The 13,731-nt window shown below is 72.2% G+C and carries 12 protein-coding genes; 8 read left to right on the top strand and 4 right to left on the bottom strand.

Going from position 1 to position 13,731, the window contains the following annotated elements; genetic code table 11:
- The first annotated feature begins 106 nt into the window (after positions 1–106).
- Entirely contained in the window at positions 107–1,033 is a 927-nt protein-coding gene (locus ACZ56L_RS32870; RefSeq protein WP_401766395.1) for an NADP-dependent oxidoreductase, read from the top strand.
- Between the two features lie 133 nt (positions 1,034–1,166).
- On the opposite strand, the gene ACZ56L_RS32865 is transcribed toward ACZ56L_RS32870, so the two are convergent.
- Positions 1,167–3,014: a phosphatidylglycerol lysyltransferase domain-containing protein gene (locus ACZ56L_RS32865; RefSeq protein WP_345220203.1), complete on the bottom strand. Its 1,848-nt coding sequence runs from the start codon at positions 3,012–3,014 to the stop codon at positions 1,167–1,169.
- 148 nt (positions 3,015–3,162) lie between these two features.
- On the opposite strand from ACZ56L_RS32865, the gene ACZ56L_RS32860 reads away from it, so the two are divergent.
- Complete coding sequence (locus tag ACZ56L_RS32860) at positions 3,163–4,278, top strand: alpha/beta hydrolase (protein WP_471068369.1); 1,116 nt, start codon at positions 3,163–3,165, stop codon at positions 4,276–4,278.
- A gap of 13 nt (positions 4,279–4,291) precedes the next feature.
- Here ACZ56L_RS32860 and ACZ56L_RS32855 read toward each other — a convergent pair whose 3' ends face one another.
- A complete protein-coding gene (locus ACZ56L_RS32855; protein WP_345220201.1) occupies positions 4,292–5,449 on the bottom strand; it encodes an ABC transporter ATP-binding protein in 1,158 nt (385 codons plus the stop codon).
- A gap of 176 nt (positions 5,450–5,625) precedes the next feature.
- Between ACZ56L_RS32855 and ACZ56L_RS32850 the strand changes: the two genes are divergently transcribed.
- From ACZ56L_RS32850 to ACZ56L_RS32835, 4 genes are all read left to right on the top strand, one after another.
- Entirely contained in the window at positions 5,626–6,357 is a 732-nt protein-coding gene (locus ACZ56L_RS32850) for an ABC transporter permease (protein WP_471068364.1), read from the top strand.
- 6 nt (positions 6,358–6,363) lie between these two features.
- A complete protein-coding gene (locus ACZ56L_RS32845) occupies positions 6,364–7,032 on the top strand; it encodes an ABC transporter permease (RefSeq protein WP_471068361.1) in 669 nt (222 codons plus the stop codon).
- 102 nt (positions 7,033–7,134) lie between these two features.
- Positions 7,135–8,121 (top strand): ABC transporter substrate-binding protein, encoded by a 987-nt coding sequence (locus ACZ56L_RS32840; protein ID WP_471068358.1) that lies wholly within the window; start codon positions 7,135–7,137, stop codon positions 8,119–8,121.
- 107 nt (positions 8,122–8,228) lie between these two features.
- A complete protein-coding gene (locus tag ACZ56L_RS32835) occupies positions 8,229–9,347 on the top strand; it encodes a hypothetical protein (protein WP_471068355.1) in 1,119 nt (372 codons plus the stop codon).
- 18 nt (positions 9,348–9,365) lie between these two features.
- Here the strand turns inward: ACZ56L_RS32835 and ACZ56L_RS32830 are convergent, their stop codons facing one another.
- Positions 9,366–10,526: an NADH-quinone oxidoreductase subunit D gene (locus ACZ56L_RS32830; RefSeq protein WP_401766412.1), complete on the bottom strand. Its 1,161-nt coding sequence runs from the start codon at positions 10,524–10,526 to the stop codon at positions 9,366–9,368.
- A gap of 43 nt (positions 10,527–10,569) precedes the next feature.
- Positions 10,570–11,559, bottom strand: coding sequence for an SAM-dependent methyltransferase (locus tag ACZ56L_RS32825; protein WP_471068503.1), 990 nt, complete (start codon positions 11,557–11,559; stop codon positions 10,570–10,572).
- A 274-nt stretch (positions 11,560–11,833) separates the two neighbouring features.
- Between ACZ56L_RS32825 and ACZ56L_RS32820 the strand changes: the two genes are divergently transcribed.
- Together ACZ56L_RS32820 and ACZ56L_RS32815 are read left to right on the top strand one after the other, a co-directional pair.
- The gene (locus ACZ56L_RS32820) at positions 11,834–13,027 is read left to right on the top strand and encodes a DUF7134 domain-containing protein (protein ID WP_471068352.1); all 1,194 of its coding nucleotides are present in this window, start codon (positions 11,834–11,836) and stop codon (positions 13,025–13,027) included.
- 23 nt (positions 13,028–13,050) lie between these two features.
- The gene (locus tag ACZ56L_RS32815; RefSeq protein WP_345220193.1) at positions 13,051–13,731 is read left to right on the top strand and encodes a response regulator transcription factor; all 681 of its coding nucleotides are present in this window, start codon (positions 13,051–13,053) and stop codon (positions 13,729–13,731) included.

Genomic DNA, 13,731 nt, shown 5'->3' with positions numbered 1-13,731 from the left:
AAACTTGACCATCTCAATGATTGAGGCTTACGGTCGAACGAAGTGCTTGAGATGGTCAAGTATTGAGGTTCTGGATGTTCGCGACACCGGAGTTTGGAGAATTTCGATGAAGGCCATTACGTACAGCTCCTACGGCAGCCCCGACGTCCTGGAGTACGTCGAGCGGCCCGAGCCCAAGCTGGGTCCGGACTCCGTGCTGGTCAAGGTGAAGGCGGCCTCGGTCAACCCGGTCGACTGGAAGATCCTCGGCGGCTATCTGGACCCGGCGCTGGACGCGGTCTTCCCCGTGGTGCCCGGCTGGGACGTGGCGGGCGTCGTGGAGAAGGCCGGGGCGGCCGTGACCGAGTACGCGCCGGGCGACGAGGTCGTCGGGTACGTGCGCGAGGACCTGGTCGGCCGGGGCACCTTCGCCGAGTACGTGGCGGCTCCCGTGCGGACGCTGGCCCGCAAGCCGGCGAACGTGGGCTTCGAGGAGGCGGCCGGGCTGCCGCTGGCGGGGCTCACGGCGTACCAGGCGCTCGTGAAGAGCCTGGAGGTGCGGGCGGGCGAGACGGTGCTGGTGCACGCGGCGGCCGGCGGGGTCGGCTCGCTCGCGGTGCAGATCGCGCGGGCGCTCGGGGCCGAGGTCATCGGCACCGCGAGCGAGCGCAACCACGACTACCTGCGCTCGCTCGGCGCGAAGCCGGTGACGTACGGCGACGGCCTGGAGGGGCGCGTACGGGAGATCGCGCCCGACGGCGTGGACGCGGTGCTCGACCTGGTGGGCGGGGACGCGCTCCAGGTCTCGCCGTCGCTGCTGGCCCCGGGCGGGCGGCTGGCGTCCGTCGCGGACGGCGCGGTGACCGGCCTGGGCGGCTCGTACGTGTTCGTGCGGCCGGACACGGCGGACCTGACCGAGCTCGGGGCGCTCGTGGAGCGGGGCGAGCTCAAGGTCGAGGTGGCGTCGGTGTACCCGCTGGAGAAGGCGGCGGACGCCTTCCGGGAGAGCATGGGCGGGCACACCCGGGGCAAGATCGCGATCCGGGTGGCGTAGGGCCTTTCCGGGCCGGGCGGGGCGGACGCGGCTCGGGCCGGGGGCGCGGCCCCCGGACCTGCCGTTCTCGCCCCGTCCCCGCACCCCTGCCGTTCTCGCCCCGCCCCGCGCCCCGCCGGGCGCTCCCGAGGGGTCAGGCGACCCGCTCCACCTCGCGGCCCGGCTGCGCCGGCGCGTGGGCGCACGGCTGCGGCCCGCGCCGGACCGACGCCCTGCGGCGCAGGACGCGGGGCAGGGCCAGCGTGACGAAGCCCTCGGCCTGCATCGCGGCGAAGCCGATGCGGGGGAGGTCGCGCGTGGTGCGGAAGACCACGAAGCGGGGCTCCCAGCGCGGGCGGAACTTGGCGTTGAACTTGTACAGGGACTCGATCTGGAACCAGCGGGACAGGAAGACCAGCAGCCCCCGCCAGCCGCGCAGGACCGGGCCCGCGCCCAGCTTCTCGCCGCGGGCCAGCGCCGAGCGGAACATCGCGAAGTTCAGGGAGACCTTCTTGATGCCCAGGTCCGGGGCGGCCGTCAGGGACGCCACGATCAAAAGCTCGTTCATGCCCGGGTCCGCGCTGCGGTCGCGCCGCATCAGGTCCAGGGACATGCCGTCCGGGCCCCACGGGACGAAGTGCAGGACGGCCTTCAGATCGCCGTAGGGGCCGGGCTCGGCGCCCTCGTCGTCGGCCTTGTGGGCCGTCGCGATGAAGCAGTCCTCGTCGCCGGGCTCACCCACCCGGCCCAGCGCCATGGAGAAGCCGCGCTCGGTCTCCGTGCCGCGCCAGTCGGCGGCGGCGCGGCGGATGCGCTCCAGTTCCTCGGGGTCCAGGTCGCCCACGCGGCGCACCCGCGTCTCGTAACCGTTGCGCTCGATGCGCTTGACCATCTGGCGCACGTTGCGCATCGCGCGGCCGGTGAGGGAGAAGTCCGGGACGTCGACGATGGCCTCGTCGCCGAGCTCCAGGGCGTCCAGGCCCGTCTCGCGGGTCCAGACCTCGCCGCCCGTCTCCGAGCAGCCCATCACGGCCGGCGTCCACGAGTGGGCCTTGGCCTCCTCCATGAAGCGCTCGATCGCGCCCGGCCAGGCCTCGACGTCGCCGATCGGGTCGCCGCTGGCGAGCATCACGCCGGAGACCACGCGGTAGGTGACGGCCGCCTTGCCCGAGGGGGAGAAGACCGCCGCCTTGTCGTGGCGCAGCGCGAAGTGGCCCAGCGAGTCGCGGTCGCCGTGCTTGGCGAGCAGGGCGCGCAACTGCGTCTCGTCCTCCGCGGTGAGGCGGGCGGCCGGGTGCTCGGGGCGGAAGGCCAGGTAGATCGTGGTGATCGCGGTGATCCAGCCGAGCGCGCCGAGCGAGTAGCCGACCGTCCAGGAGGCCTGTCCGCCGTACGAGAGGGGGCCCTCGAAGCCCACCAGGCCGTACAGGACATGTTCCAGTCGCTCCAGCAGGCTCGGATCGCCGATCAGCTTCCGCGGGTGCGAGCTGACGATCAGCAGGCCCAGCGCGAGGGAGCCGACCGTCATCACGAGGAAGTTGGTGAGGGCCTTCCAGCGGCTGCGCGGGTCCGGCAGCGCGGCGAACTCACTCCGATGGGCGATCAGCAGCGCCAGCAGCGCGAGGGCGATCACCACTCCCAGCACGGAGTGCCGGTAGGTGTACTGGGCGACCGCGCCGACGGGCAGCAGGATCACCGCCGAGCGCCAGGCCCGGCGCTTGCGCCGCTTCAGCCCGTGCGCCAGCAGCAGGAGCAGCACGCCCACCGTGAGCGAGAAGGCCGCCGCGAACGGACCGAAGGTCCCCGGCAGCACTTCGGCCAGACTGTGCATGCGGCTGTGCCGGAAGCGGGGGAAGACCCCGGCGGCGATGTCGAGCAGGCCGACGATCATCACGGCGGCGCCCACCAGCGAAGGGACCTTCTCGGGACGCGGTCCGCGCAGGACCCGCCGCACCCGATCCGGAACCGCTCCGGACTTATCCCCATCTATTCTGATTGACATCGCTTCCCGAGGTTCCGCGAGAGGTTTTGTGCCCGTGGTACCTGGAGAAGGTCCGTCCGGGCAATGTGCGTTCACTAGGACGGCGCTTGCGGGGGGTGGGTTCACTCAGCTCTCAGGAAATTCTCATCCAGGAAGTAACGATCTCGACATGGGTCTCACCAGCACCAAAGTCCTTGTGCTCGCCGTAGTGGTGGCGGTACTGCTCTTCGCCGCCACGATCTGGCTGTGGCCGCGCCTGTCGGGACGTACCTGGCGCTCCGTCCTCGGCCGGATCGGCATGCTGCTGGCGACCCAGCTCGCACTGTTCGCCGCGATCGGGCTCGCCGCGAACAAGTCGTTCCTCTTCTACGGCTCCTGGGCGGACCTCTTCGGCCAGGAGGACCAGATGGGCGTGGTCGTCGACCACGCGGGCGCGGGCGGCAGCAAGGAGGCCCAGCTCATCGGGACGCAGGCCCTGGACGTGCCCGGCGGCAACAAGCCGGCCGTCGGCGGGCAGATACAGGAAGTACGGATCGAGGGCCGCGACTCCAAGATCGTCAGCCCGGCCTTCGTCTACCTGCCGCCGGAGTACTTCCAGCCGGAGTTCAAGCAGAAGCGGTTCCCGGCGACGGTCGTGCTCACCGGCTACCCGGGCATCGCGATGAACCTGATCAAAGGGCTCCGCTACCCCCAGACCGCGCTGATGCAGGCCCGGGCCGGCAAGGCGCAGCCGATGATCATGGTCCTGATGCGGCCCACCGTCGCACCGCCCCGGGACACCGAGTGCGTGGACATCCCCCGCGGCCCGCAGACCGAGACCTTCTTCGCCAAGGACCTGCCGCGCGCCGTCTCCAGCGCGTACCGGGTGGGCACGAAGCCGCAGAACTGGGGCTTCATGGGGAACTCCACGGGCGGCTACTGCGCCATCAAGATCGCCATGGCGCACCCGGACAAGTTCGCCGCGGGCGCGGGCCTCTCGCCGTACTACAAGGCGGCGGACGACCCCACGACCGGTGACCTCTTCGGCGGCGACGAGAACCTCAAGAAGCGCGCGAACCTGCTCTGGGCGCTCGACAACCTGCCGGCGCCCAGGACCTCCCTGCTGCTGACCACCAGCAAGAAGGGCGAGGACAACAAGAAGCCGACGGCGGAGTTCATCCGCAAGGCGAAGCCGCCGACGAAGGTCTCCTCGATCACGCTCGACAGCGGCGGCCACAACTTCAACACCTGGAAGCGCGAGATCCCCGCCGTCATCGAGTGGATGAGCAAGAAGCTCACCGCCTGACGGCCGGGGGCCCTCACCCCACGGTTTCGACGTCCACCTCCGTACGGGAGACCCTGCGCCCGTCCGCGTCGATGGACCGGCGCAGGGCCTCGTGCAGCCGGGCCGGGGTGAGCACCCCGAGGAACCGGCCCTCGCCGCCCTCGCCGAGCACCGCGATCCACCCGGCGTCGTGCTGGAGCATGGTCGAGAACGCCTGCTTGAGCGAGGCCCCCACCGGCAGCCACGCCTCCATCCGCCGCGCGTGCTCCCGCACCGTCCCGTCCTGCGCCGCGGCCCCGGCCGGTATCCAGCCGTGCAGGTTGTCCTCCCCGTCCAGGACGACGGCCCAGCGCGCGCCCTGCTCCGCCAGCCGCGCCGACGCGGTGCGCATCGGGTCGTCCAGGTGCACCACCGGCGGCTGCTCCAGGTCGCCCGCCTCGATCGGGGTCACCGAGAGCCTCTTGAGGCCGCGGTCCGCGCCGACGAAGTCCGCGACGTACGGGGTGGCGGGCGCGCCGAGCACCACGGCCGGGGCGTCGAACTGTTCGATGGAGCCCTGCCCGTAGACGGCGATCCGGTCGCCGAGGCGCACCGCCTCCTCGATGTCGTGCGTGACGAACAGCACCGTCTTGCGGACCTGCGACTGGAGCTTCAGGAATTCGTTCTGGAGGCGTTCGCGCACCACCGGGTCGACCGCGCCGAAGGGCTCGTCCATGAGCAGGACGGGCGGGTCGGCGGCCAGCGCCCGGGCGACGCCGACGCGCTGGCGCTGGCCGCCGGAGAGCTGTTCCGGATAGCGGGACCCGTACACCGCGGGATCGAGGCCCACCAGGTCGAGGAGCTCGGCCGCGCGCCGGCGCGCCTCGGCGCGCTTGACGCCGAGCAGGTGCGGCACGGTGGCGGTGTTGTCGAGGACGGTCCGGTGCGGGAAGAGGCCGACCTGCTGGATGACGTACCCGATCCGGCGGCGCAGCTCCACCGGGTCGACCCCGGCTATGTCCTCGCCGTCGAGGAGTATGCGGCCCCCGGTGGGCTCGATGAGGCGGTTGACCATCTTCATCGTGGTGGTCTTGCCGCAGCCCGACGGGCCGACGAGCGTGACGAGTTCACCCGCGGCGACCTCGAAGGACAGGTCGTCGACGGCGGTCGTTCCGTCGGCGTAGCGCTTGGTGACGTGCTCGAACCGGATCATGGGTCCCCATTGTGGCGGCTGGTGGCGGGTGTTGTGTGAAGGGCGTGTTGCCGTGCTGTGGCGGGGCCAACCGGTCCGGGCCGGTTGTCGGTGGTCGGGGATAGGCTCGCTCCACAGGCTGTGAACATACGTTCCCGACCGTGTGGAGCGGCCGGATCCGGGGGAGGTGGGAACGCGTGAGCGAGCAGAGCTGTCTGGTGACGAACGACTGGATCTGCGGGGAGTACCTGCGGTCCCGCAGCCAGGAGCTGACCGACGCGACCCTCCAGCACGTGGGGATCACGGTGGCGTCGGTGCTGATCGGGCTGGCCGTCGCGCTGCCGCTGGCCGTCCTCGCCCGGCGGCACAGGCGCTTCGCGGGACCGGTCCTGGGGCTGACCACGATCCTCTACACGGTGCCTTCGCTGGCGATGTTCTCGCTGCTGCTGCCGCTGTTCGGGCTGTCGTCGGCGCTGGTCGTGACGGGCCTGGTGCTGTACTCGCTGACGATTCTCGTACGGAACATCCTGGCCGGTCTGGAAGCCGTCCCGGAAGAGGCCAGGGAGGCGGCGCGCGGCATGGGGTACGGGCCGTGGCGGATGCTCTGGGAGGTCGAACTCCCGCTGTCGCTGCCCGCGCTGATGGCCGGGGTGCGCATCGCGACGGTCTCCACGGTGGCGCTGACCACGGTCGGGGCCATCGTCGGCCGGGGCGGGCTCGGCAACCTCATCGAGGACGCGCTGCCCACGTTCTTCAAGGCGCAGGTGCTGGCCGCCTCCGTGCTGTGCGTGCTGCTGGCGCTGGCCGCCGACCTGCTGCTGCTCGCTCTGCAACGGGTGCTCACCCCGTGGACGCGGGCGCCCAGGGCCTGGCGGGAGCCGTTCCGGGACCGGATACGCAAGACTTCTGCGGCTGTTGAGGCGGGCTGATCGCGCATGGGTGTGCTGGGTGACGCCTGGACCTGGCTGGCCACGGCCTCCCACTGGTCCGGCGACGGCGGGGTGTGGACCCGGCTGACGGAGCATCTGTACGTGAGCGGGGTCGCCCTGGGCGTCGCCTGCCTGCTCGCGCTGCCGCCGGCCTTCCTGCTGGGGCATCTCGGCAGGGGCGGCGCGCTCGCGGTCAACATCTCCAACATCGGGCGGGCGGTGCCGGTGTTCGCGGTGCTGGCGCTGTTCATGGTCTCGCCGCTGCGCTCCGCCGGTTATGTGCCGACGATCGTCGCGCTGGTGCTGTTCGCGGTGCCCCCGCTGCTGACCAACGCGTACGTGGGGACGCGGGAGGTGGACCGGGCGGTGGTCGAGGCCGCGCGCGGCATGGGCATGTCCGGGACCCAGGTGTTCCTGCGGGTCGAACTGCCCCTCGCCTTCCCCCTGGTGATGACCGGGCTGCGCTCGGCCGCCGTCCAGGTGGTGGCCACCGCCTCGATCGCCGCGATGGTCGGGCAGGGCGGGCTCGGGCGGATCATCACCGCCGGGTTCAACACCTACGACACCGCTCAGGTCGTGGCGGGGGCGGTGCTGGTGGCGTTGCTCGCCCTGGTGGTGGAGGGCGTGCTGGTGCTGCTCGGCAGGTTCTGCTCGCCGCTGCGCAAGACGGCGTGAGCGCGCCCCGTACGGCTGTCTTCCCCCTTTCTTCCCCCTCTTCTTCTCTTCTTCCCCTTTTCGGTTTCCGCACTGTGTGCCTCTCACGGATGGTGAATCCTCATGACCAAGACCTCACGCCTCGCGGGCGCGGCAATCGGCCTGGTGGCCCTGACCGGGTCGCTCGCCGCGTGCGGCGGCGGCGACAGCCTGGAGGCGAAGAAGCCGGGTGCGGGCGGGGCCTCCGCCGGGGCCGGCGGCGCGAAGGGCGCGCTGGTGGTGGGCGCCGCCGCGTTCACCGAGTCCAAGGTGCTGGCGGAGCTGTACGCACAGGTGCTGAAGGACGCCGGATTCGACACGTCGGTGACCGTCGTCAAGAACCGTGAACTGTACGAACCCTCGCTGGAGAAGGGCGAGATAGACGTCGTACCGGAATACGCGGCGACGCTCACGGAATTCCTCAACGCGAAGGTCAACGGCGCGGAGAAGGCCAAGACCACTCCGCTGGCCTCGCCGGATGTCGCCAAGACGGTCGGGGCGCTGGAGAAGCTGGCCGCCCCGCTCGGGCTGAAAGTCCTGCCCGCCGGGGAGGCCGTCGACCAGAACGCCTTCGCGGTGACCAAGGAATTCGCCGCGAAGAACAAGCTCAAGACCCTTTCCGACCTGGGGAAGTCAAAGGTCCAGGTCAAGATCGCGGCTGGTGACGAGTGCGCGGTCCGGCCGTTCTGCGCGCCGGGTCTGAAGTCGACGTACGGCATCGACGTCGCGGGTCTCGTCCCCAAGGGCGTCGGCACCCCGCAGTCCAAGCAGGCCGTCAAGGACGGGGAGGCCCAGCTCGTCCTCACCACCACGACCGACGCCACCGTCGACAGTTTCGGGCTGGTCCTCCTGGAGGACGACAAGAAACTCCAGAACGCCGACAACCTGCTGCCCGTGCTCAACGCCAAGGAGGCGGGAGACCCGGCCGTCGCCGAGGCCCTGAACAAGCTCACCAAGACCCTGACGACGGCCGATCTCGGCGAGCTGAACCGAAAGGTCGACGTCGAACGGGCCAAGGAAACCGAGGTCGCGAAGGCCTATCTGGAGTCCAAGGGGCTCGTCAAGAAGTAGCAGAAGCGGAATGAGGGGTGCCGTTCGACGTGTTCGGAACGTAACGGGCGGGAACAGATTTACGGGCGGTACCCCATCCGTGTCTCGCACACGGTAAATTTCCAGCCATGCCACGTGGACGCCACCGCCATTCCCCACCCCTGCACAAACTGCTGCCGCCTTCGACGGTCGCGGGTGCCTCACTCGTGATCGCCGGCGGCGCCTGGTTCGTGGCGGAACCCCTGGTGCTGCGGTTCCTGGTCGCCGCGGCGGCCGCCGCGGCCGTCACCGGGGCCGTCCTCATGCGCGGCTGGGACCGCACGGCCGGCCGCAGGATCGCCGAGCTGAACCGGGCCCGCGAGGCCGACGTCTGGAAGGCCGAGGAACGGGCCGCCGACCTGGAGGGCGACCTCGAGGAATCGCGCGCCCTGCGGACCCGGCTGGAGAACAAGCTGCGTGCCAAGCGCGTCGAGCTCGCCGGACTGCGCAACGAGCACGCCGCGCTGCTGCGCCGGTACGCGACCGCCGAGACCGAGCGGGCCACCGCGCTGGAGCGCCACCGGCTGCTGGAGCTGGAGACGGCGTCCGCGGCCCCCAGGGAACTGACGGCGGGCGCCGCCGCGCCCACCCCGGCGGCGTACGCGCGGGCCGCCGCCGCACTGGAGAGGCTGGCGTCCGGCGCCGGGCGCGCGGTCGAGGTGCGGGCCGCGGACCGGGCCCCGGCGGAGCGGCCCGCGGGGGCCGCCGAGGCCGCGGAGGGCACGCAGACGGGCCCGGGAGCGAACAGCGGGACGAACGCGGGGGCGACCGGCGCGGCGAACACGGGGGCGGGCACCGGAGTGGAGGCGCTGGCTCCGGTTCCGGCCCCGGCGAGTGCGGCGAAGCCGCCCGTACCGCAGGGACCGGCCCCCGTACAGCCGCCCCGGGCGCCCGTGCCGACGCGGGAGCTGCGGGAGCACCGGCGGCCCTCGGGCGTCCTCGCCCCGTACGCACCGCAGAACCTGCCCGCCGTGCGCAAGCAGGGCGGCTTCGACTTCTTCGGCACCGGCAAGGGTGCCGGCACCGCTGCCGAGCGCGCCGTGCAGGAGGCCGACCTGGCCGACGTCGTCGGCGAGGAGGCGCTCGCCGAGCACCGTACGGCCCGCGACGTGGACGGGGACGCGGTGGGCGAGGTCATCGACCTCACCGCGCACGACGAGACGGAGCAGTTGGACGTGGCGGGGCTCAGGAGCGTCGCCGGGTCCTGAGCCCCGCCGCGCCGGGCGCTACTTGTCGATGTCGCCGACGACGAAGAAGAGCGAGCCCAGGATCGCGACCATGTCGGCGACCAGGGTGCCGGGGAGCAGTTCGGCCAGCGCCTGGATGTTGTTGAAGGACGCCGAGCGCAGCTTGAGCCGGTACGGGGTCTTCTCGCCCTTGGAGACCAGGTAGTAGCCGTTGATGCCGAGCGGGTTCTCGGTCCACGCGTACGTGTGGCCCTCGGGGGCCTTGAGGACCTTCGGCAGGCGCTGGTTGACGGGGCCGGGCGGCAGGCCGGCCATCCGGGTCAGGCAGGCGTCGGCGAGGTCGAGCGCGTTGTGGGTCTGCTCCAGCAGGCACTCGAAGCGGGCCAGGCAGTCGCCCTCGGTGCGGGTGACGACCTTCAGGGTGTCCTGGAGTTCGCCGTACGCGAGGTACGGCTCGTCGCGGCGCAGGTCGAAGTCGACGCCGGAGGCGCGGGCGATCGGACCGGAGACCCCGTACGCGTGGACGGCGCCGGCGGACAGGACGCCGATGTTCCGGGTGCGGCCGCGGAAGATCTCGTTGCCGAGGACCAGGTCGTCGTAGACGTCCATGCGCGAGCGGACCGAGGCGACGGCGTCGCGGACCCGGCCGAGCCAGCCCGCGGGGAGGTCCTCCTTGAGGCCGCCGACGCGGTTGAACATGTAGTGCATGCGCCCGCCGGAGACCTCCTCCATCACGTGCTGGAGCTCCTCACGCTCGCGGAAGGCGTGGAAGACCGGGGTGATGCCGCCGAGTTCCAGGGGGTACGAGCCCAGGAACATCAGGTGGTTGAGGACCCGGTTCAGCTCGGCGAGCAGGGTGCGGGTCCACACGGCGCGCTCCGGGACCTCCATGCCGAGCATGCGCTCCACGGCCATGACGACGCCGAGTTCGTTGGAGAACGCGGAGAGCCAGTCGTGGCGGTTGGCCAGCATCACGATCTGCCGGTAGTCACGCGCCTCGAACAGCTTCTCCGCGCCGCGGTGCATGTAGCCGATGACCGGCTCGGCGTGCTGGATGCGTTCGCCGTCCAGGACGAGCTTGAGGCGCAGCACGCCGTGCGTGGAAGGGTGCTGGGGGCCGATGTTGAGCACCATGTCGGTGGCTTCGGCGCCGCCGCCGATGCCGACGGTGGTCGTCTGCGGGGGCGTCTGCGGTGTCATGGGGGCCAGTATCCCCCCTGGTGCCTCGCCCGCCCCCGGCACGTCACACGCGCTGCTGGAGCCAGCCGAAGTCGCCCAGGCCGCCCCGGGACGTCAGCTCCGCCGCCTCGCCCGCCCCGGCGAGGGCGCGGACGTAGGCGGCCGGGTCGGCCGACGCCAGGGCCAGGGGCGGACGGGCCCCCGACACGCCGAGCCGGGACAGCGCCTCCCGCTGGGTGAGCAGTTCCGTGGCGGCGACCGCGGCCGGGGCCGCCGCGCACGCGTCCAGGGCCACGTGCGCCGTGATGTCGCAGGAGCCGTCCGGGACCGGCCGTACCTCCCGGCCTCCCGCGAATCCGCTCAGCGTGCCGAACGGGGGGCGGGCGGCGAGGGCGTGCGCGTAGTCCACCGCGACCGCCAGCCCGCCGGCCAGCGTCCCGACCGCCGCGGCCCACGCCGCGTCCCGGGGGCGGCCGATCTCCGCCCGGTGCCCCGCGGGGAGCCCGGCCAGCGGCCACCACCGCTCCAGCCACCGCGCGTCCGCGCCCGCGACCGGCGCGCCCAGGCGTTCCCCGCCGTCGGCGCGCACTTCGACGTAGCGGGGGACGCCCGAGGGGTCCGTCTCCGCGACGTCCACCGGGACGTTGTCCAGCCACTCGTTGGCGAAGACCAGCCCACGCACCCCCCGGGGCGGTTCCGCGCACCACTCGACGCGGCGGTCGAGACCGGGCGGACGGGGCGCCTTCTCGACACCGTACGAGCGGACCTCGACGCCGTCGGGAAGCGCCGCCAGCACCCCGGTCAGGAGCTCGCCGCGCCCGGCGCCGATGTCGACCAGGTCGATCCGGGGCAGGCGCTCCGGGCCGCCCAGGTCCTCGTACGTACGCAGCAGGAGGCGCGCGACGGCCCGCGCGAAGAGCGGCGAGGCATGCACCGACGTACGGAAGTGACCCGCGGGGCCCTCGGGGCGCAGATAGAACCCACCGGGCCCGTAGAGCGCCCGCTCGGCCGCCGCCCGCCAACCGTCCCAGCCCCCGTCACCGGTCCCGCCCACCCGGTCACCGTCACCGGCCTCGCCCGCCCGGTCGCCCCCGTCGGGCCCGCCTGACCGGGCGCGCTCACCCGGCCCGCCGCCGCGGCCGCCGCGTCCGCCGTGCACGCTGTTCCGTCCGGCGGCGGCCGTGCCGTCGTGCCCGCCCCGGGGAGTCGAACCGTCTCTCACCCGGCCAAGTCTCCCCTGAGTCTCCACCTTGGGGAGTAGGGAGCGCTCCGCCGGATCGCTCCTCCGGTTGACCCATCGGCCTCCGCTGTTTCCCTACGCTGGACATGTGCAGCGCTTCTACGACTTCATCCGCCGACACCCGACGAGCGTCGACAGCTTCTGGGCTGTGATTCTCCTCGGGATGTCCGCGATGTCCGTCGGGGGCTACCGGAACGACGCGGGGGTGGGCCCCGCCGTGGTCTGCATCCTCCTCATGTGCCTGACGGTCGCCCTGCGCCGCCGGGTGCCGGAGAGGATGCTGATCCTGGCGATCGCGACCGGACTCCTCCAGGTCGCGCTGGGCATCGAGCCCAACCCGTCCAACTTCGCGATGCTCGTCATCGTCTACACCGTCGCCGCGAACGGGGCCCGCTGGGCGTCCCGGCTCGCCCTCGGCGCCTCGCTCTGCGCCGCCACGATCTCGCAGCTCCGCTGGCCGGTGGAGAAGAACGACGCGACGGCCCCCATCGTCTTCGCCGTCTTCCTGACCGTCCCCTTCCTCCTCGCCTGGGTGCTCGGCGACTCGCTGCGCACCCGCCGCGCCTACTTCGCGCAGTTGGAGGAGCGGGCGAGCCGGCTGGAGCGCGAGCGCGAGGCGCAGGCCAAGGTCGCCGTCGCCGCCGAGCGGGCCCGTATCGCCCGTGAACTGCACGACGTCGTCGCCCACAACGTGTCCGTGATGATCGTCCAGGCCGACGGCGCCGCCTACGTCATGGACGCCTCGCCCGACCAGGCCAAGCAGGCGCTGGAGACCATCTCCACGACCGGCCGCCAGGCGCTCGCCGAGATGCGCCGCCTGCTGGGCGTGCTGCGCAGCGGCGAGGCCCCCGAGAGCGGCGAGTACGTGCCGCAGCCCGACGTCCAGCAGATCGAGGACCTGGTCGAGCAGGTGCGCACGGCCGGTCTCACCGTCGACTTCCGCGTCGAGGGCACCGCCCGCCCGCTGCCCAGCGGCGTCGAGCTGACCGCGTACCGGATCGTGCAGGAAGCCCTCACCAACACCCGCAAGCACGGCGGCCCGGACGCGGGCGCGAGCGTGCGGCTGGTCTACTTCGACGACGGGCTCGGCCTGCTGGTCGAGGACGACGGCCGCGGCGCGGCGCAAGAGCTGTACGAGGACGGCGGCGCGGACGGCCAGGGCCACGGCCTGATCGGCATGCGCGAGCGGGTCGGTATGGTCGGCGGCACGCTGGACGCGGGACCGCGCCCCGGCGGCGGCTTCCGGATCAGCGCCCTGCTGCCGCTCAAGCCCGCTCACTGACAGCCCCCGAGGGAGCCCCTTTTATGCCGCCGATCCGCGTGATGCTCGTCGACGACCAGATGCTGCTGCGCACCGGTTTCCGCATGGTGCTGGCCGCCCAGCCGGACATGGAGGTCGTCGCGGAGGCCGGCGACGGCCAGGAGGCGCTGGACGTCCTGCGCACCACCGCCGTGGACGTCGTCCTGATGGACGTGCGGATGCCCCGGCTGGACGGGGTGGAGGCGACCCGGCGGATCTGTGCCCAGGAGGACGCGCCGAGGGTCCTCATCCTGACCACCTTCGACCTGGACGAGTACGCCTTCTCCGGGCTCCAGGCGGGTGCCAGCGGCTTCATGCTGAAGGACGTGCCGCCGGCCGAACTGCTGGCCGCGATCCGCTCGGTGCACAGCGGCGACGCGGTCGTCGCGCCGTCCACCACCCGGCGGCTGCTCGACCGGTTCTCGCCGATGCTGCCGAGCAGCGGCAAGGAGCCCCAGCACAAGGAGGTCGAGAAGCTCACCGACCGCGAGCGCGAGGTGATGCTGCTCGTCGCCCAGGGCCTGTCGAACGGCGAGATCGCCGCCCGCCTGGTCCTGTCCGAGGCCACCGTGAAGACCCACGTGGGCCGCATCCTGACCAAGCTGGGGCTGCGCGACCGCGTGCAGGTGGTCGTGCTGGCGTACGAGACGGGCCTGGTACGGGCCGGGGGCTCGCCCGGCGCCTAG

This window comes from Streptomyces sp. NPDC039736 (genome assembly GCF_055596485.1).
The sequence above is the reverse complement of the archived record's forward strand: the minus strand, read 5'-3'. Positions and strand labels throughout refer to the sequence as shown.